The organism is Methylogaea oryzae (genome assembly GCF_019669985.1).
Lineage (GTDB): Bacteria > Pseudomonadota > Gammaproteobacteria > Methylococcales > Methylococcaceae > Methylogaea > Methylogaea oryzae.
The window spans coordinates 89,609-106,477 of the sequence record NZ_AP019782.1; the positions used below are offsets into that span (position 1 = coordinate 89,609).

Annotated in this window: 18 protein-coding genes; 2 read left to right on the forward strand and 16 right to left on the reverse strand. The window is 65.2% G+C overall.

Annotated elements, in window-relative coordinates; genetic code table 11:
- Nucleotides 1-22: 22 nt before the first annotated feature.
- Complete coding sequence (locus K5607_RS00410) at nucleotides 23-493, reverse strand: transcriptional repressor (protein WP_054774722.1); 471 nt, start codon at nucleotides 491-493, stop codon at nucleotides 23-25.
- 74 nt (nucleotides 494-567) lie between these two features.
- Between K5607_RS00410 and K5607_RS00415 the strand changes: the two genes are divergently transcribed.
- Complete coding sequence (locus tag K5607_RS00415; protein ID WP_054774721.1) at nucleotides 568-1,554, forward strand: helix-turn-helix transcriptional regulator; 987 nt, start codon at nucleotides 568-570, stop codon at nucleotides 1,552-1,554.
- A gap of 127 nt (nucleotides 1,555-1,681) precedes the next feature.
- On the forward strand, nucleotides 1,682-1,903 hold the full coding sequence (locus K5607_RS00420) for a hypothetical protein (RefSeq protein WP_221047875.1): 222 nt from the start codon (nucleotides 1,682-1,684) through the stop codon (nucleotides 1,901-1,903).
- A 14-nt stretch (nucleotides 1,904-1,917) separates the two neighbouring features.
- On the opposite strand, the gene K5607_RS00425 is transcribed toward K5607_RS00420, so the two are convergent.
- The 15 genes from K5607_RS00425 to ccmA all read right to left on the reverse strand — a co-directional run bounded on the left by K5607_RS00425 (nucleotide 1,918) and on the right by ccmA (nucleotide 16,868).
- Nucleotides 1,918-2,511: a DUF2939 domain-containing protein gene (locus tag K5607_RS00425; RefSeq protein WP_221047876.1), complete on the reverse strand. Its 594-nt coding sequence runs from the start codon at nucleotides 2,509-2,511 to the stop codon at nucleotides 1,918-1,920.
- Between the two features lie 43 nt (nucleotides 2,512-2,554).
- Nucleotides 2,555-3,919: a D-alanyl-D-alanine carboxypeptidase family protein gene (locus K5607_RS00430; protein ID WP_221047877.1), complete on the reverse strand. Its 1,365-nt coding sequence runs from the start codon at nucleotides 3,917-3,919 to the stop codon at nucleotides 2,555-2,557.
- Between the two features lie 115 nt (nucleotides 3,920-4,034).
- Nucleotides 4,035-4,337, reverse strand: coding sequence for a DUF3240 family protein (locus K5607_RS00435; RefSeq protein ID WP_054774210.1), 303 nt, complete (start codon nucleotides 4,335-4,337; stop codon nucleotides 4,035-4,037).
- On the reverse strand, nucleotides 4,334-7,381 hold the full coding sequence (locus K5607_RS00440; RefSeq protein WP_221047878.1) for an efflux RND transporter permease subunit: 3,048 nt from the start codon (nucleotides 7,379-7,381) through the stop codon (nucleotides 4,334-4,336). The genes K5607_RS00435 and K5607_RS00440 overlap by 4 nt, the downstream gene beginning before the upstream one ends.
- Complete coding sequence (locus tag K5607_RS00445; RefSeq protein ID WP_221047879.1) at nucleotides 7,381-8,523, reverse strand: efflux RND transporter periplasmic adaptor subunit; 1,143 nt, start codon at nucleotides 8,521-8,523, stop codon at nucleotides 7,381-7,383. The genes K5607_RS00440 and K5607_RS00445 overlap by 1 nt, the downstream gene beginning before the upstream one ends.
- A complete protein-coding gene (locus tag K5607_RS00450; RefSeq protein ID WP_221047880.1) occupies nucleotides 8,520-9,791 on the reverse strand; it encodes a TolC family protein in 1,272 nt (423 codons plus the stop codon). The genes K5607_RS00445 and K5607_RS00450 overlap by 4 nt, the downstream gene beginning before the upstream one ends.
- 141 nt (nucleotides 9,792-9,932) lie before the next feature.
- On the reverse strand, nucleotides 9,933-10,346 hold the full coding sequence (locus tag K5607_RS00455; protein ID WP_221047881.1) for a hypothetical protein: 414 nt from the start codon (nucleotides 10,344-10,346) through the stop codon (nucleotides 9,933-9,935).
- Between the two features lie 30 nt (nucleotides 10,347-10,376).
- On the reverse strand, nucleotides 10,377-12,362 hold the full coding sequence (locus K5607_RS00460) for a heme lyase CcmF/NrfE family subunit (protein WP_221047882.1): 1,986 nt from the start codon (nucleotides 12,360-12,362) through the stop codon (nucleotides 10,377-10,379).
- The gene (gene ccmE / locus K5607_RS00465; RefSeq protein WP_054772879.1) at nucleotides 12,359-12,823 is read right to left on the reverse strand and encodes a cytochrome c maturation protein CcmE; all 465 of its coding nucleotides are present in this window, start codon (nucleotides 12,821-12,823) and stop codon (nucleotides 12,359-12,361) included. The genes K5607_RS00460 and ccmE overlap by 4 nt, the downstream gene beginning before the upstream one ends.
- Nucleotides 12,820-13,023: a heme exporter protein CcmD gene (ccmD, locus tag K5607_RS00470; protein ID WP_054772880.1), complete on the reverse strand. Its 204-nt coding sequence runs from the start codon at nucleotides 13,021-13,023 to the stop codon at nucleotides 12,820-12,822. The genes ccmE and ccmD overlap by 4 nt, the downstream gene beginning before the upstream one ends.
- Nucleotides 13,024-13,058: 35 nt before the next feature.
- Entirely contained in the window at nucleotides 13,059-13,628 is a 570-nt protein-coding gene (locus K5607_RS00475; protein WP_054772881.1) for a Uma2 family endonuclease, read from the reverse strand.
- Nucleotides 13,629-13,666: 38 nt separating this feature from the next.
- The gene (locus tag K5607_RS00480) at nucleotides 13,667-14,410 is read right to left on the reverse strand and encodes a heme ABC transporter permease (RefSeq protein WP_054772882.1); all 744 of its coding nucleotides are present in this window, start codon (nucleotides 14,408-14,410) and stop codon (nucleotides 13,667-13,669) included.
- A gap of 23 nt (nucleotides 14,411-14,433) precedes the next feature.
- Nucleotides 14,434-15,510 (reverse strand): bile acid:sodium symporter family protein, encoded by a 1,077-nt coding sequence (locus K5607_RS00485; RefSeq protein ID WP_221047883.1) that lies wholly within the window; start codon nucleotides 15,508-15,510, stop codon nucleotides 14,434-14,436.
- Nucleotides 15,511-15,573: 63 nt separating this feature from the next.
- Entirely contained in the window at nucleotides 15,574-16,251 is a 678-nt protein-coding gene (gene ccmB / locus K5607_RS00490) for a heme exporter protein CcmB (protein WP_221047884.1), read from the reverse strand.
- Nucleotides 16,248-16,868, reverse strand: a complete 621-nt coding sequence (gene ccmA / locus K5607_RS00495) for a cytochrome c biogenesis heme-transporting ATPase CcmA (protein WP_054772885.1) — start codon at nucleotides 16,866-16,868, stop codon at nucleotides 16,248-16,250. Before ccmA ends, ccmB begins: the two co-directional genes overlap by 4 nt.
- Between the last annotated feature and the right edge of the window lies 1 nt (nucleotide 16,869).

Below are 16,869 nucleotides of genomic sequence, written 5' to 3' on the forward strand. Positions count from 1 at the left end.
TCGACCGGGCGCGGCAGGGCCCTCAGGCCGCCATCGCGCAGTGCCGACACAGTCCATGAATTTCCAAGGCTTTGTGGCTGGCGGCGAAGTTCGCCTCGGCCAGTTCCTGGGCCAATGCCTCCATCACCGCCGGGGCGGTGAGTTCTTCCACGCGGTGGCAGCGCTCGCACAGCAGCAGCAGCAGTTCGTGGCGCTGTTCCGCGTGGTTGCAGCCGATGAAGGCGTTGAGGCTTTCCACCCGATGGATCAAGCCTTGTTCCAGCAGGAAATCCAAGGCACGATAAACCGTGGCCGGTTTGGCGGCGGCTTCGAAGCTGCGCAGCTGATCCAGCAAGTCGTAGGCCTTTACCGCTTCGTGGCTGCGCCAGATCAATTCCAGCACCCGCCGGCGAATGGGCGTAAAGCGCACATCGCGCTGGGCGCAGAGATTGTCCGCGCAGGCCAGGGCCTTATCGATGCAGCATTGATGGTCGTGTACGGCGGCGACTGTCATGGCGGGTGTCTCAATGGCGATGTGACATTATAACATCGCCCGTCGCCGGCACGGCAAGGGCGGATGAGGGTTTCATGGATCGCACGGAACGTTTTTACAAGATCGAGCAACTGCTGCACGAGCGGGGCGTGGTCAGCCTGGAGCGGTTTTTGGAGCATCTCGGCGTGTCGCGCGCCACCTTCAAGCGCGATTTGGATTATTTGCGCGAGCGGCTAAACGCGCCCATCGAATGGGACCGCAACGCCCGCGGTTACCGCCTGGCCGCGGGCGACGCCAAGTTCGAGCTGCCCGGGCTGTGGTTCAACGCGTCCGAAATCCACGCCCTGCTGACCATGCAGCACCTGTTGGCCAACCTCCAGCCCGGCCTGTTGGCGTCCCACATCGCGCCGTTGCAGGCGCGCCTCGATTCCCTGCTGGAGCGTGGCGATAACACCGCCGAGGAAGTGCGGCGGCGCATTCGCATCCTGCACGCGGCGGCCCGGCCGGTGGAGCCGCGCGGCTTTCAGTTGATCGCCCAAGCCCTATTGGATCGCCGCCGCTTGCGCTTGCGCCACTACAATCGGGCGGAAGACCTGCGCAGCGAGCGGGTGGTGTCGCCCCAGCGCTTGGTTTATTACCGCGACAACTGGTATTTGGACGCCTGGTGCCATTGGCGCGACGCCTTGCGCAGCTTTGCCGTGGACAGTTTGGAGGACGTGGCGGCGTTGCAGGACGAAGCCGTCTCCCTGGCGGATGACGCGCTGAGCGCGGCGCTGGGGTCGGGTTACGGAATTTTCGCCGGCCCGCGCTTGCAAACGGCGGTGCTGCGCTTCACCGCCCAGCGCGCCCGCTGGGTGGCGCAGGAGGGTTGGCATCCGCAGCAAGCGGGGCGCTACGAGCCGGACGGTCGATATCGCCTGGAACTGCCCTACGCCGACGATCGCGAATTGCTCATGGACATACTCAAATACGGGCCGGAAGTGGAAGTGCTGGCGCCGCCCTCCCTGCGCGCCAAGGTGGCGCGATTGCTGGCCGACGCCGGCGCGCTGTATGCCGCGCCTTCGCTCGAAAACGCCGGTTGACGGCGGCCAAGGCGACGATCCTGCAAAAAATATTCTTCACGGGCTCACGTGGCGAGCCACTACCCTGCCCATACTCTCCCCCAAGCCAGGGCACTCCGGTCCCGGCGCCAATCGAGGAGAGACGAGCATGAAACTGGGCAGAATCAGCGGCCATGCGCGCCAACGCATGAAGCAGTTGGGTTTGAACGAAATGTCGCTGCGCGGATTATTGGAGCAGGGCAGGGTGGTGCGGGACGGCGCCGGCGGCATGCGCGTGTTCGGCCCCAGGGCGGGTTCGTTCTACGCGGTGCTGGATGCCGAGGGCGAGGTGATCACCGTGGGCGGCGCCGCCGCCGCGGTGCGGCACTGAGGTTGGCACGCGCTTTACTCGCCGAACAGCTCCGCCGGCAAAACGAGATTGGTGAGCCGCCAGCGCAGGCCTTCCAGGGTCAGTATGAAGCGCACTTGCTCGCCCCGCTTGCCGGTGACGTAGGCGGAGGCTTGTTGCAGCGAGTCGAATTCCACCGCGACCTTTTCCGCTTTGGGCCGCTCCGCCGGGCTTGCTTCCTGCGGCGCGGAGGGCGGCGGCGCCGCTGCGACGGGAGGCGTTTCGGCCTGGCGGGGCTTTTTCGAATCATGCCGAGGCGACAGGCCGCCGGCCAGGGCGCCGATGCCGGCCGGCGACACATAGGCGTCGACCATGCCGTCCACGGCCACTGTCGCCATGGCCGCGCCGAAGGCGGCGAAAGGGTTGCCGCCCAGTTCCCGGCCGATTTTGCCCTGTATCAGGGTGTTCAACTGGGTCTTGACCCCTGCCCGCAATTGGGGGAAATCCACTTTTTCGGCCAGTGCGTCCGTGTCGTTGTTCTTGGCGGCCTGTTGTATCTCCGCCAACGCCAGGCGCGGGCTGGCGTAGAAATAGCCGGCACCGGCTCCCAGCAGGGCCAGCGTCAGGACGGCGGTAACGGATTTGCGCATGGGGGGTACTCCTAGGGGAGGCCCCCCGCAGGCATCGGGGGGCTTATTGGATGGCGCGCAGGGCGATGGGGTCGAGAGCGGTGCAGCTGACGCTACGCTCCCAGCTGCGCATATTGCACAGGCGGCCGGCTTCGTCCCGCTCCAGTCCGGTGAGCAGGGCGGCGTATTGTTGCGGGCCTTTGTTCAGGGTGCGGCTGATGATGGTGGCTTGGCTGTGGGCCACCACATTGGGCGCGTTGCTGCGCAGTTTTTGCAGCACGCCCTGGCCCTGCTGGCGGTTGGGGAAGTTGCCTACCACCACGCCCCAGCTACGGTGCTGTTTGGCGTCCGCCGCCTGGACGGCATGGCTGCCGCGGCCGGCGACGCCGGCAACGGCCGGCTGAGCGTGGGACGGCGCGTGGGCGGCGGTGTTGACCGGCGGCACGGTGGAGTTGCACACGTTCGGGCCCAGCCGGTGGATGGGATATTGGTTGTTCGCCTGCACCACGGTGGCGTCATCCAGCCCGGGCAGTTGCGCGGCGTCGCGGTTGTCGGCGAAGCCCGCGTCCAGTAGGCGCGAAACCTCGGCATTGCGGTGGTTGCGGCTGCCGCCGCCCAGGTAGACGGCGATCAAGCGGCGGCCGTCCCGCTTGGCGGCGCCGACGATGTTGTAGCCCGAGGCGCAGGTGAAGCCGGTTTTCATACCCTCGGCGCCCGGGTAGGAACGGAGCAGGGGGTTGATGGCGCCCATGGTGCGGCGGTGGAAGGTCATGCTGTCCGTCTGGAAGTAGTGGTACTGGGACGGGAAGCGGCGAATCAGGGTTTGCGCCAAGACGGCCATGTCGTGGGCGGTGGTGATTTGGTGAGGGGCCGGCAGGCCGGTGGCGTTTTCGAACGAGCTATGGCTCATGCCGATCTGGTGCGCCTTGTTGGTCATGGCGGCGGCGAAGTCGCCCTCGTTGCCGCCGATGTGTTCCGCCAGGGTCACGGCGGCGTCGTTGGCGGAACGGGCGATGAGGCCGCGAATGGCGTCGTCCACGGTAATGCGCTCGCCGGCGCGCAGCCCCAAGCGCGAGCCTTTCTGCTCGGCGGCGTGATAGGACACGGTCAGCGTGTCGTCCGGGCTTAGGCGGCCGGCTTCCATGGCGTCGAATGCCATAAACGCCGTCATCATCTTGGTCAGGGAGGCGGGATACCAGGGCTCGCCGGCGTTGTGGGCGTGCAGCACCGCATTGTTGGCGGTGTCGATCACCAGCGCGGCATGGGTGTCGGGATTATCGTATCCGTGGCTGCGGGCGGCGGCCTTGGCCGGTTTGTGCTTGGCGACCGGCTGGGCCGTTTGCGCCTGATGATGGCCCTTGGCGAACGAGACACCCGACATCAGGCATAGGCACAGGATCAGCGGAATTCTCTTGGCGGTTGCGGGCAACGGTCGTCTCCTAGCGGGTTGTTTTTATCGGGGGACGGCTGTAAGCCGCCGCCGGCGCGGTGGACGCGCGGCTTTCCAATCCCCTAATAATAGCCTTTGCCGCCGCAATGTCATATTACAAGCTACCGCATTCCATGACGGGCGACACCCAATAATGTAGACCGGTACCGGTGAAGTCTTCCTTAAGTCCCGCCAGCAGCCCGGCCAAGTCCGCCTGATGCACGTGCATCTCGAAACGCACCTGCTTTTTGCGCCCGGCCACCTGCTCTTCCAGGCTCAGGCCCTGGTGGCGGCTGGCGTGGCCGGCGACGCAGGCGCTGGTGAAGCCGTAGCGGCCTTCGTGGCTGAGCAGCCAGTCCACCAAGGTTTCCTCCAGGCTGGGGGCGGCGATGAGGGTGACGAGGTAGTTGTCGGTCATGCGGGTTCACCATAACGCCGGTAAAGGATGGGCAGCAGGATCAGCGTCAACGCCGTGGAAGTCACCAGGCCGCCGATCACCACGATGGCCAAGGGCCGCTGGATCTCCGAGCCGGGGCCGGTGGCGAACAGCATGGGCACCAAGCCGAAGGCGGCGATGCCGGCGGTCATCAGCACCGGGCGCAGCCGCCGCAAGGTGCCTTCCACCACCACCCGCTGCATGTCGTAGCCCAGGGCGCGCAGCTGGTTGAAGTAGCTCACCAGTACCACGCCGTTGAGCACGGCGATGCCCAGAAGGGCGATGAAACCCACCGAGGCGGGCACGGACAGGTATTCGCCGGAAACCCACAGGCCCACCACGCCGCCGACCATGGCCAGCGGGATGTTGGACAACACCAGCACCGCCTGGCGCACCGAGCCGAAGGTGGAAAACAGCAGCAGGAAGATCAGGCCGATGGCGACCGGGATGACCAGTTGCAATCGGGCGGCGGCGCGCTGCTGGTTTTCGAACTGGCCGCCCCACTGCAGGAAGTAGCCGGGCGGCAGCTGCACTTCTTTTTGCACCACCTGCCGGGCCTCCTCGACGAAGCCCACCAGGTCGCGGTCGTGCACGTTGCTGCGCACCACGGCGAAGCGCTGGCCCCGTTCCCTCGCTACGGATACCACGCCTTCCACCCGCTCCAGCTTGGCGACGGTGGACAGGGGGGCGCGCAGTTCGTTGGGCAGGGCCACCTGCAAGGCGGATAAGGTTCCCATGTCGCCGGGGCCGCGCAGGATCAGGGGGGTGCGCTGGATGCCTTCCTGCACGATGCCCAGCCGCAGGCCTTCGATGCTGGCGCGCAGGGCTTCCTGCAAGGCGTCGCCGGTGAGCCCCAGCCGACCGGCGGCCAGGCGGTCCACGCTGAGGCGCAGGTACTGCATGCCTTCGTTGCGGATGGTGAACACGTCCGACGCCCCCGGCACTTTCTTCAGAGCGGCGACGATTTCCTCCGCCTTGGCGTTGAGCACGGCCAGTTCCGGGCCGAACAGTTTCACCGCCACGTCGCCGCGCACGCCGGTGAGCATTTCCGTCACGCGCATCTGGATGGGCTGGGTGAAGCCGTAGGCGATGCCGGGGAACTCGTCCATTACCTTGCGGATTTCGTCGATGAGGGCGTCCTTGTCGCCCATGCGCCATTCGTCGCGCGGTTTCAGCACCAGAAACGTGTCGGTTTCGTTGAGGCCCATGGGATCCAGCCCCAGTTCGTCCGAGCCGACGCGGGCGATGACGCGGGTCACTTCCGGCACTTGCTTGAGGATGGCTTTCTGGATTTGCTGGTCCAGCCGGGTGGATTGCTCCAAGGTGATGGAAGGCAGTTTTTCCACCTGGACGATGATGTCGCCTTCGTCCATGGTGGGCATGAATGTTTTGCCGATCTGGGTGAACAGCAGCACGGTCAGGACCAGTAGGCCGCCGGCGGTCTTCACCACCGTCGGCACGTGCTCCAGGCACCACAGCAGGGTCGGCCGGTAGAGGGCGTGCAGCTTGCGCGGCAGCCAGGGTTCCTCGTGGGACACGTGCTTGAGCAGGAACGAGGCCAGCACCGGGATGACGCTGAGCGACATGAGCAACGAGCCGGACAGGGCGAAGACGATGGTTAGCGCCACCGGGCCGAACAGCTTGCCTTCCAGCCCTTCCAGGCTGAGCAGGGGCAGGAACACGATGATGATGATGAGGATGCCGGAAGTGACCGGTAGGGAAACCTCCTTCACCGCCCGGTAGATCACGTGCAAACGCGGCAGCCGGGCGGCCGCCTCGCCGTCGGCCAGCCGCGTGGCGATGTTTTCCACCACCACCACGGCGGCGTCCACCAGCATGCCGATGGCGATGGCCAGGCCGCCCAGGCTCATGAGGTTGGCCGACAAGCCGAACCAGCTCATCAGGATGAAGGTCCACAGCGCCGCCAGGGGCAGGGACAAGGCCACGGTCAACGCGGCGCGGGCGTCGCCGAGGAACAGGGCGAGCAACACCACCACCAGCACCACGGCTTCGATCAAGGCTTTCACCACCGTGTGCACGGCGCGGCCCACCAGGTCGCCGCGGTTGTAGAACACTTTGAGGCTGACGCCCGGGGGCAGCGCCGGCTTGAGGTCTTCCAGCTTTTGTTCCAGACCGGCGATCACCTGGCGGGCGTTGGCGCCGCGCAGGCTCAGCACCAGCCCTTCCACCGCCTCGCCTTTGCCGTCCTGCGTGACCGCGCCATAGCGGGTCAACGCGCCGATGCGCACGTTCGCCACGTCGCCGACGCGGATCGGCACGTCGTCCTTGTTCGCCACGACGATGGCGGCAAGGTCTTCCAGGCTCTGGATGCGTCCTTCCGAGCGCACCAGCAACGATTCCTCGCCCTCGCTGACGCGGCCGGCGCCGTCGTTGCTGTTGTTGGCCTGCAAAGCGCTTTTCAGTTCCTGGAAGTCCACGCCCCGCGCCGCCATGCGCAAATGGTCCGGTGTCACCTCGAAACTACGCACCGAGCCGCCCAGGGCGTTGACGTCGGCCACGCCGGGCACGTTGCGCAATAACGGGCGGATCGTCCAGTCCAGCAGCCGGCGCTTCTCGGTGAGGGAAATATCGCCCTCGATGGTGAACATGAACATTTCGCCCAAGGGCGTGGTCATGGGCGCGACCCCGCCGTCGATGCCGCCGGGGAGATCGGCCCAAACGCCGTTGAGGCGCTCCGCCACTTGCTGGCGCGCCCAATAGATGTCCGTGCCTTCCTCGAAGTCCACCGTGATGTCGGTGACGGCGTACTTGGCGATGGAGCGCAGCATGGTCTGCTTGGGAATGCCCAAGAGGCCCAGCTCGATGGGGGCGGTGATGCGGGACTCCACTTCTTCCGGCGTCATGCCGGGGGCTTTGACGATGATTTTGACCTGGGTGGGGGCCACGTCGGGAAACGCGTCGATGGGGAGTCCGCGGGCGGCGATATAGCCGCCCGCGGCCATCAGCGTGGTAAGAACCAGGATGAGGAGGCGCTGGGTCAGCGCCAAGCGGATCAGCGTCGCCACTATTCGCCGCCCTCGCTTTCCGTCCATTTGGCTTTGATGGCGGCAACGCCTTGCACTGCCACGTCGTCTTGTTCGCTTAGGGCGCCGCTCACCACCACGTCGCCGTTGGTTTGCCCCAGGAACTCGACGGTGCGCGGTTCGAATCCCTGCGGCAGGCGCACGAAGACATAGCTGGCGCCGGCTTGCCGGGCCAGGGCGGCGGCGGGAACGCGGAAGCCGGCGGCTGCGCCGGAGCGGAGGATGTCCACCCCGACGGTTTGGCCGGGGTAGAGGCGCTGGGCGCCGTTGTCCACTTCCGCCCGCGCCACCACGCTGTGGGTGGCGGGCAGCACCTGTTTGCCGACGCTGTCGATGCGGGCGCTGATTTCGCGGCCTTGCACGCGCGCCACGTCGCCGTCGGCCACTTTGTCGACTTGTTCCGGCGGCAGGTCGATTTCCAGCCATAAGCGGCTCACGTCGGCCACGCGGAATAGGGCGGCGAGCTGATCCACCCGCTCGCCGGTGGTCACCAGCCGTTCCAGCACCGTGCCGGACACCGGCGCCCGGATTTCCAGCCGGTCGGTCAGTTTTTGGGTCTTGAACAGCTGGTCGATTTCGGCGGGCGTCATGCCGGCAATGGATAGCACTTGGCGCACTTCCGCGTCGCCGGCGGAGTTCTTGTCGTGCAGGGTGCGGGTTTCGTCCCAGCGGCGTTTGGGAATGGCGCCCTCGGCCAGCAGCTTCTGGTCGCGGTTTAGCAGGCTGTCGGCCAAATGATGCTCGTGGGACGCCTGGAGGGCCTCCCGTTGCAAGGTGAGGAAGGCCGGGCTGGCCATTTGCGCCAATACCTGGCCTTTGGTCACTGTGTCGCCCACGGCCACATCGATGCGGCTGACCAGGCCGGCGTGAGTGGCGCTGACCATGAATTCACGCCCCGGCGGCACCACCACCCGCGCGGAGGCGGACAGCAACGGCGTGGCTCCGGCCGGGCGCGGCTTGGCGGTGCGGATATCCAGCTTGGCGGCTTGATCGGCCGTGATGGGAATAAGGGGCGCCGCATGGGCCGGGGCGGCCGTCGCCAGGGCGGCGATCAGCGCCAGGGGGCGCACGGCATGCCGATATCGTTGCGCGGCGCGCGGCGCATATTCGGTAACAATTTTCATGGCATTTCCCCCACCACCTGGTTGTAACGGGCGGTGTCGCGTTTCAATTGAATGGCCAGCAGCTCGGCGTCGCGGATGGCGGTGCGGGCGGCGGATTCGATTTTGAGCAAGTCCAGCAGCTCCATTTCGCCGGCTTCGAAGCTGGTACGGCTGATTTCGAAATGCCGCTCGGCCAGCTTCTTGCGCTCCACGGCCACCCCCAGTTGCGCCTTGTCCACTTCCAGGTGGTGTTTCGCTTCGTGCAGGGACCGTTCGAGCTGGCGTGCCAACAGGTCGCGGTCGGCGATGGCGTGGCTGAGCTTGACGTTGGCGTCCGCTTCCACCGGCGCGTTGTAGTCGCTGCCGCCGAAGGGCACTTGCACCACTAGGTTGGTGGAGTCGTCGCGCGCCTGGCCCCGCTGGAACCAGTCGTGCTGGGTGCCCACCAGAACGGTGGGCTGGTTGCCTTGCTTGGACTTTTTCACCCATTCCAGTTCGGCGCGGGCCCGCTCCACGGCGGTGGAGGCTGCCGCGAGGGCCGGGTGGTCGCCGCCGATGTCGGTGCGCGGGCTGCGCTGCTCGTCGTAAGCGCCCGGTATGCGCTCCTGCCGCGTGAGGTTGATGTAGGCTTGGCGCGCGTGCATTAGGTTGGCCTCCGTTTCCGTGAAGGCATTGAGCTTTTCCAGGTTGTCGCTTTGCGCCAGCAGCAAGTCGGCGCGCGCCAAATCGCCGGCATCGACTCGCAGCCGCACGGTGTCCGTCAGCCGGGTGGACAAGTCGTATACCTGCTTGGCCAAGTGGTAACGGCTTTCCGCCAGGCTGATCTCCCACAACAGCTCCCGCACCAGCCCCGCCACTTCGTAACGCAGTGCGCGCTGGAATTCGGCGGCATTGGTGGCGGCTTGCTCGGCCAAGTGCTGGCCGGCCGCTTTCTGGCCCCACATCCACAGCGGCATCTGGATGCCGGTCTGGACTTGCTTGATGCCGCGGTCGCGGCTCAGGGAGTCGTCGATGTACTGGGCGTACAATTGCGGATAACCGGGCATCCAGCTGTCGCCGCGCCGTTTGAGGGCGCCGGCTTCTTCCTCCATGGCGCCCGCCACGGCCAGCTTGGGGTAAACCTCGGTGGCGATGTCGACCAGCTGCTTAAGGTTTAACCCGGGGTCGCTGATCAATTGGTCGTAGTGTTCGATGGCGGCATGGTTGCTGTCCGCCGTGGCGCAGAAAGGCGACGCCCCGAGAAAAACGCTGAGTGACAGCGCCGGCAAGTGCCGGAGTTTGATGAACATAAATGAAAAACTCCATGGGGCGCGAGCAGGTTCGCGACAGCCCGGACAGGTCGAGACACGCAATAAGGGTCGAGTCTACGTTGCCGGCGTCGCCGGGCCACGGCTCTTGCCCGGGGCCCGGCGACGTTTGGCAACGAAAGATTAAAGCGTAGCCGAGAAGGGCGGTGCGCGCGGCGACGCCAGCTTTCGTCTGGGGGGGCTGGCTAGGGGGGAAGGGCCGAGTTCCTTCGGCGATGGGCTCGCCGCGATCTGGCCGCAGTTCGCCGGCGAGGGGAAAAACATCAGCGCCAGCTGGGGGCTGGGAGGCGACAGTACGCGATCCGGTTTGGCCTGCAGGCCCGTGGCGATGCCGACCGCCATTCCGGGCTCTTGCGGCGAGGGATCGGCCGCGACCGACGTCGCCGCATCCGGCGATGCCGCCAGCGTTTCCAAGCCCGGCAAATGCACTTTGCCCGTCATGGCCTCGCCGCCCACATGGGCATGCACCAGGGGCGCCGCCAGTTGGGCGACGGCCAGGAGCAACGCGAGCGCGATTCTGAGGGAAGTGGCTGCCATGGAACGATTATGCGGGGGGCGGCGCGAATGTCAAACCGGCCGACCGGCGGGGCTGGCTGTCGCGCTCGCACGCCCGGCCACCAGCGCTTTGGCCAGGCGGTAGCGCCGGTCCAACGCGGCGAGCAGCCCGCCCGCCATCATCACCAAGCCGCCCAGCCAGATCCAGCGGATCATGGGCTTGTGGTAGAGGCGCACGCTCCAGGCGTTGTCGCCCAGGGGCTCGCCCAGGGCGACGTAAAGGTCGCGGGACAGGCTGGGGTCGATGGCGGCTTCGGTCATGGTGTTGCCGCGTACGTTGTAGCGGCGCTTTTCCGGGTGCAGTTCGGCGACCGTTTGCCCGTCGCGGCTCACCGTGAAGCGGCCCTGCTGGGCCACGTAGTTGGGGCCGGGGGCGGCTTCCACCCCGTCGAAGCGGAAGGCGTAGCCGCCCAGTTCCGCCGTCTCGCCCGGTGCCAGGCGCACGGTTTTTTCCTGGCTGTAGAGGGACGACACGGCGACGCCGGCCAGGAACACCGCCAGGCCGATGTGGGCCACGGTCATGCCGTAGAAGCCGGCGGATTGCAGGCGCAGGCCGTCCTTGAGCGAGTCGCGCAAGCCGACCCGGCTATAGAAAGAAATGAGCGCGGTGGCCGCCAGCCACAGGGCCATCGCCAGCGCGGCCATGGCTTTCAATTCCACCGGTTTGAAGCAGATGGCCGCCAAGGCGATGCCGACCGCCAGGCTGACCGGCGCGACCCAGCGCAAGCGGCGGGCGATCTTGCCCAGCTCGGCCGAGCGCCAGCCCACCATGGGGGCGAGTCCCGCCAGCAGGAATATCGGCGCCATCAGCGGGGTGAACACGGCGCTGAAATAGGGCGGGCCCACGGAAATCTTTCCCAGGTGCAAGGCGTCCAAAATCAGCGGGTAGAGCGTGCCCAGCAGGATGCTGGCGGCGGCCACCACCAACAGCAGGTTGTTGACCAGCAACAGGTTTTCGCGGGATGCGAATTCGTAGTGCACGTGCTCCTTCACTGCCGGCAGCTTCCAGGCGTAGAGGGCCAGGGAGCCGCCCACCGTCAAACCGAGGAACACCAGGATGAACAGGCCGCGGGCCGGGTCAGAGGCGAAAGCGTGCACCGAAGTGAGCACGCCGGAGCGCACCAGGAACATGCCCATCAGGCTCAGGGAAAAGGCGAAGATTGCCAGCAGCACGGTCCAGGCCTTGAAGGCGCCGCGCTTTTCCGTGACCGCCAGGGAGTGAATCAGCGCGGTGGCCACCAGCCAGGGCATGAAAGACGCATTCTCCACCGGATCCCAGAACCACCAGCCGCCCCAGCCCAGTTCGTAGTATGCCCACCAGGAGCCCAGGGTGATGCCGAAAGTGAGGAACATCCAGGCCACCAGGGTCCAGGGCCGCGACCAGCGCGCCCAGGCCGAGTCCAGGTTGCCGGACAGCAGCGCCGCGATGGCGAAAGCGAAAGCCACCGCCAGCCCCACGTAGCCGATGTAGAGCATGGGTGGGTGCACGGTGAGGCCGAAGTCTTGCAACAGCGGGTTCAAGTCGGCGCCGTCCGGGGCGGGCGGGAACATTCGCCCGAACGGATTGGAGGTGAACAGGATGAAGCTCAGCACGCCCATGCTCACCAGCCCCATCACGCCCAGCACGCGGGCGAGGAAGTCGTCGCTCAGCGTGCGGCTGAAGATGGTCACCGCCACCGTCCACAGGCCGAGGATCACCGCCCACAGCAGCATGGAGCCTTCGTGGGCGCTCCAGGTGGCGGCGATGCGGTAGTAGGTGGGCAGGTCCGAGTTGGAGTTTTCGGCGACGTAGGCCACGGAGAAGTCGTTGCCGGCGAAGCCGTACACCAGGCAGCCGAAAGCGGCCAACAAGAACATGGCTTGGGAGCGGGCGGCCGGCTTGCCCAGGGCCATCCATAGCCCGTTGCCGTTGGCCGCGCCCCACAAGGGAAATACGGCTTGCACGCCGGCCATGAGCAAAGCCATGACCAGACAGAAGTGGCCCAGTTCGGCGATCATTTCTGGTAGTCCTTGTAAGTGGTGGGCATCTGGCCGTTCTTTTTCAGGGAGTCGGCCACTTCCGGCGGCATGTAGTTTTCGTCGTGCTTGGCCAGCACTTCGCTGGCCTGGAACACGTTGGCATCGTCCAACTGGCCCATGGCGATGATGCCCTGGCCTTCGCGGAACAGGTCGGGCAGGATGCCGGTGTAGGCGATGGGCACGCTGGCCTTGCCGTCGCTGACGGTGAAACGCACCAATAGGCTTTGCGGGTCGCGCTGCACGCTGCCTTGCTCCACCAGGCCGCCGACGCGGAACGGATAGCCTTTGGGCGCCTCGCCCGCCGCGATCTGGCTGGGCGTGTAGAAATACAGCAGATTTTTCTGGAACGCGGTTAGGGCCAGGAAGGCGGCGACGGCGACGCCGGCGATCAACAGCCCCACCCAAACCATGCGGCGCTGGCGGGGGGTTAAATTCTTCATGCGGCGTTCTCCTCGGCGGCTGTTCGGCCGGCCTGTTTGCGGGATTCCTGGCGCTGGGCCCGCTCCAGGCTTTCCAGTAGCTGGGCCTTGCGGCGCAGCGGCAGGATCAGGTTGATCGCCAGCACGGCTAAAGCCAGCCCGTAGCTGGTCCAAACGTAGAGGGCGTAGCCGCCCATGTGGAAGAACGTTTCGAAATTCATGGAGGTAGGGTCTTACTCAAAAGCCTCGAAGGCCGTTATGACAAGGTCACTTTGTCGTAAATGTCTTTCAGCAACACGCCGCACTGGATCGACGACAGTTCCAGCACCGTTTCCGGCTGGTTCAGTTCGGTCAGTATCCACTGCTCGCCGTCGCGTAGATAGTGCTCCACCCGCATGCGGTCCTGGGACACCAGCACGTACTCGCGCAACGATGCGAGGCGGCGGTAATGGGCGAATTTTTCGCCGCGGTCGTAGGCCTCGGTGCTTTCCGACAGCACTTCGACGATGACGCCGGGGTTGAGCAAGGTGTCGTTGTGCTGGTCGTCGAAGCGAATGTCGCCGCAGGCCACCGCCACATCCGGGTAGGTGTAAAGGCCGGTGGGAGTAACTTTCACGCGCATGTCGGCCACATAGGCTTCGCAGGGCCGGCCCTTCAACTGGTTGCCCAATTCGCGGACAAGGTTGAAGACAATCAGATTGTGCGCCCGACTGGTGCCGGCCATGGCGTAAATGCGGCCGTTGATGTATTCGCTCTTGAATTCAGCCTGGCGCTCCAAAGCCAGGTATTCCTCCGGCGTGTACAGTTTTTCGGAAACGCTGCTCATGGCTGATGCTCCCATCCGCTAGCTCCGGCCATCTTGGGCTATCCAGCCCGGCGATTCAACAGCTCCGCCACCCAAGCGCTGCGCTTCTCCCGCTCCAGCACTTCCGCCCGCGCCCGCATCAGCACTACGGTGAAGTAGTAGAACTGGAAGGCCGATGCCATCAGCAGCAGCGGCCACAGCATGCTGGCGTGGATGGAGGGCTTGTCGATTTTGGTCACAGTGGCGCCCTGGTGCAGGGTGTTCCACCACTCCACCGAGTAATGGATGATGGGGATGTTGACCACGCCCACCAGGATCAAAATGCCGCCGGCCCGGCCCGCCGTGCGGGTGTCTTCGATGGCGTTGGTGAGGGCGATGTAACCCAGGTACAGGAACAACAGGATCAGTTCCGAGGTCAGCCGCGCGTCCCACACCCACCAGGCGCCCCACATGGGTTTGCCCCACAGGCTGCCGGTGGCCAGGGCCAGGAAGGTGAAGGAGGCGCCCAGGGCCGCCGAGCTTTGCGCCATCACGTCCGCCAGCTTGATGTTCCAGATCATGGCGATGCCGCTCACCACCGCCATGAAGGTGTAGATGAACATGGACATCCAGGCGCTGGGCACGTGCACGAACATGATGCGGTAGCTTTCGCCCTGCTGGTAGTCGGGCGGGGCTACGAACAGGCCTAGGTAGAGTCCGGCGACCAAGCACACGGCCGCCAGTCCGCCCAGCCAGGGTATGAACTTGCCGGCCAGGTCGTAGAAGTATTTGGGGGAGGCGAGTTTGTAGAAGAAGGACCACATAGGTGTTCGCAGGTTGATGGTGTTTATGCGTGTGTGCCGTATTGCAAAGGCAGAGGTGTCCGGATGATCCAACGGTCGACAATACCGGCGGCAAAGTGTTGCAGCAGGTTGTAGAGGATTATCGACAGCATGATTTCCGGCATTTGGCTGAATACCGTGGATGCCAGCACCATGGCGGTTCCGTTGTTATTCATGCCCAACCCGAACATCAACGCGGCGCGTTGGGTATGCGTTACCCGCAAGCCTTGGGCGATCATCCAGCCGGAGCCGAAGGTGACGACGCTCAGCAACACAAGAATGGCGGTTAAGGCGGCAAAGAAGTCCCAGTCGGGATTGGCTAAAGCCTGAGGCAAGGCAACGGCGGCATTCGAATAGATCAATGTGAGAAGGACCATCGTATTGGCCGGCTTTATGAGGGGCTTGGCTTGCTCCCATTGGCCTTCGCGCATCAGCCGGCGGGCACCGATGCCCAAGGTAGTGGGTAGAAATACGAACATCGCCAGAAATACCTTGGTTTGATGATCGGCCAGTTCGTTCAGTAGTTGGGCGTATACGTCGTTTGCTACCCAGCCGGCTGCATTCAATGCCATCGGTGTCGTCAGCGGGCTCAAGCAGGTCGAAAGGATGACCAGTCCCAGGCTTAGGGCCAAATCGCCGTCGGCATTCTGCGACCACGCCGAGGAGGATCCGGCGATGGGCATGGAGGCGATCAACGCCAGCCCAACCAGAATGTATTGGACTTCGGTTGGGTTGTGCCAGGGAAGCATGAATATGGATATGGCAAGAATAAACGCCAGGGGAATGGCGAGGTTGGCCGCCAATCCCAATATCAACAGGAGAGGACGTTTGACCAGACCGAATAAGCTCTCCACGCGGATGCCCAGGCCGGCGTTAAACAGCAGTGTCGCCAGTAGCGCCGCGGGAACGGTGATTTGAACGGTTTCGTCGAAAATCGAAATCGTCAGGAAATTGATGTTTCGGATGGCCAGGCCGGCTTCGGGAAATACTGCGGCAACCGAATAGGCGACGAGAATGTATCGGAGCAGGTTGTGGTGCAGGTGTTCGGCAAGCCGTAGCGCGACGTTGCTAGACATAGCCATGGTATTTCCTTCGGACAGCCTTGGTGCGGAACAAAAGGACTTCGCTCATCGGATCGTTCTCCTCTAGCTCAGGCTAATGCGCAGCGCCGCCGCCACGGCCAGCGGTGCCAGGGTGAGGGCCAGCGCCAGCAGCGCGGCCAGGAAATACAGCTGCCCTTCGATGGGCATGCCGGCGCCGGCGGCGGTGACGGCGTTGGTGGCGAAAATCAGCACCGGAATGTAAAGCGGCATCACCAGCAGGGTCAATAACATGCCACCGCGGCGCAGGCCCACCGTGAGGGCCACGCCGATGGCGCCCACCAGGCTCAACAGCGGCGTACCCAGCGCCAGGGTGGCGAGCAGGGCCTGGATGGCGGCAGCGTTGAGATTCAGCTGAAGGGCCAACAGCGGCGCCAGCAGCAGCAGGGGCAGGCCCGACACCAGCCAGTGGGCCAACACCCGCGCCAGCACCAGCAGCGGCAGGGGATGAGGGCTGAGCGCCATTTGCTCCAGGGCGCCGTCGTCGAAGTCGGAGCGGAACAGGTTTTCCAGGGAAAACAGCGCCGCCAAAAGCGCCGCGATCCAGATGACGCCGGGGGCCACCACGCGCAACAGCTCGGGATCGGGGCTGACGCCCAGGGGGTAGAGCGTGACGATCATGGCGAAAAACAGCAACGGATTGGCCAGCTCGCCCCGGTGGCGGAAGGCCAGCAGCAGGTCGCGGCGGATCAGGGCGGCCATGGCGTGGGGGGTACCGTTCATCCCAATCTCAGTCTGTGCAGGTCGGTTTTCAATTCCACCGGCTGGTGGGAAGTCAGCACCGCCAAGCCGCCGTTGGCGGCGTGGCGCTCCAACAGTCCGCCCACCAGAGCGATGCCGTCCACGTCCAGCGCGGTGAACGGCTCGTCCATGATCCACAGCGTGGCCTGGCTCAACAGCAAGCGGGCCAAGGCCAGGCGCTGCTTCTGCCCGGCCGACAAACGCCGGCCGGGAATGTCCTCGAAACCGCCCAGGCCGACCTGATACAGGGCCTCTTCCATCTCGATCACCGTCACATGGCGGCGCAGAGCGCTGGCGGCGACGAGGTTTTCCAGGGCGGTCAACTCCAGTTTGACGCCGCCGTGGTGGCCGAAATAGGCCATGTCGTTATGGAACTGGGCGCGATGACGGGCGATGTTCTCGCCGCGCCAGCGCACCTCGCCGGCCGCCGGCCGGCTCAAGCCGCACAACAAACGCAGCAGGCTGGTTTTGCCGGCGCCGTTTTCCCCTTCCACCAGCAGCAATTGGCCGGCCTCGACCTGGAAATTCAGGCCGCTGAACAACACGCGGTCGCCCCTCTGGCATTCCAGGTTGTCCACTAGCAGTTGGGCGGGGGGCATG

Excerpts from the sequence above, each read along its gene's own strand:
- K5607_RS00475 (WP_054772881.1), bottom strand. The coding sequence starts at position 13,628 with ATGAGCAGCGTTTCCGAAAAACTGTACACGCCGGAGGAATACCTGGCT.
- K5607_RS00450 (WP_221047880.1), bottom strand. The coding sequence starts at position 9,791 with ATGTTCATCAAACTCCGGCACTTGCCGGCGCTGTCACTCAGCGTTTTT.
- K5607_RS00485 (WP_221047883.1), bottom strand. The coding sequence starts at position 15,510 with ATGGCTATGTCTAGCAACGTCGCGCTACGGCTTGCCGAACACCTGCAC.
- K5607_RS00425 (WP_221047876.1), bottom strand. The coding sequence starts at position 2,511 with ATGCGCAAATCCGTTACCGCCGTCCTGACGCTGGCCCTGCTGGGAGCC.
- K5607_RS00435 (WP_054774210.1), bottom strand. The coding sequence starts at position 4,337 with ATGACCGACAACTACCTCGTCACCCTCATCGCCGCCCCCAGCCTGGAG.
- K5607_RS00415 (WP_054774721.1), top strand. The coding sequence starts at position 568 with ATGGATCGCACGGAACGTTTTTACAAGATCGAGCAACTGCTGCACGAG.
- K5607_RS00445 (WP_221047879.1), bottom strand. The coding sequence starts at position 8,523 with ATGAAAATTGTTACCGAATATGCGCCGCGCGCCGCGCAACGATATCGG.
- ccmB (WP_221047884.1), bottom strand. The coding sequence starts at position 16,251 with ATGAACGGTACCCCCCACGCCATGGCCGCCCTGATCCGCCGCGACCTG.
- K5607_RS00455 (WP_221047881.1), bottom strand. The coding sequence starts at position 10,346 with ATGGCAGCCACTTCCCTCAGAATCGCGCTCGCGTTGCTCCTGGCCGTC.
- K5607_RS00460 (WP_221047882.1), bottom strand. The coding sequence starts at position 12,362 with ATGATCGCCGAACTGGGCCACTTCTGTCTGGTCATGGCTTTGCTCATG.
- K5607_RS00480 (WP_054772882.1), bottom strand. The coding sequence starts at position 14,410 with ATGTGGTCCTTCTTCTACAAACTCGCCTCCCCCAAATACTTCTACGAC.
- K5607_RS00410 (WP_054774722.1), bottom strand. The coding sequence starts at position 493 with ATGACAGTCGCCGCCGTACACGACCATCAATGCTGCATCGATAAGGCC.
- K5607_RS00420 (WP_221047875.1), top strand. The coding sequence starts at position 1,682 with ATGAAACTGGGCAGAATCAGCGGCCATGCGCGCCAACGCATGAAGCAG.
- ccmD (WP_054772880.1), bottom strand. The coding sequence starts at position 13,023 with ATGAATTTCGAAACGTTCTTCCACATGGGCGGCTACGCCCTCTACGTT.
- ccmE (WP_054772879.1), bottom strand. The coding sequence starts at position 12,823 with ATGAAGAATTTAACCCCCCGCCAGCGCCGCATGGTTTGGGTGGGGCTG.
- ccmA (WP_054772885.1), bottom strand. The coding sequence starts at position 16,868 with ATGCCCCCCGCCCAACTGCTAGTGGACAACCTGGAATGCCAGAGGGGC.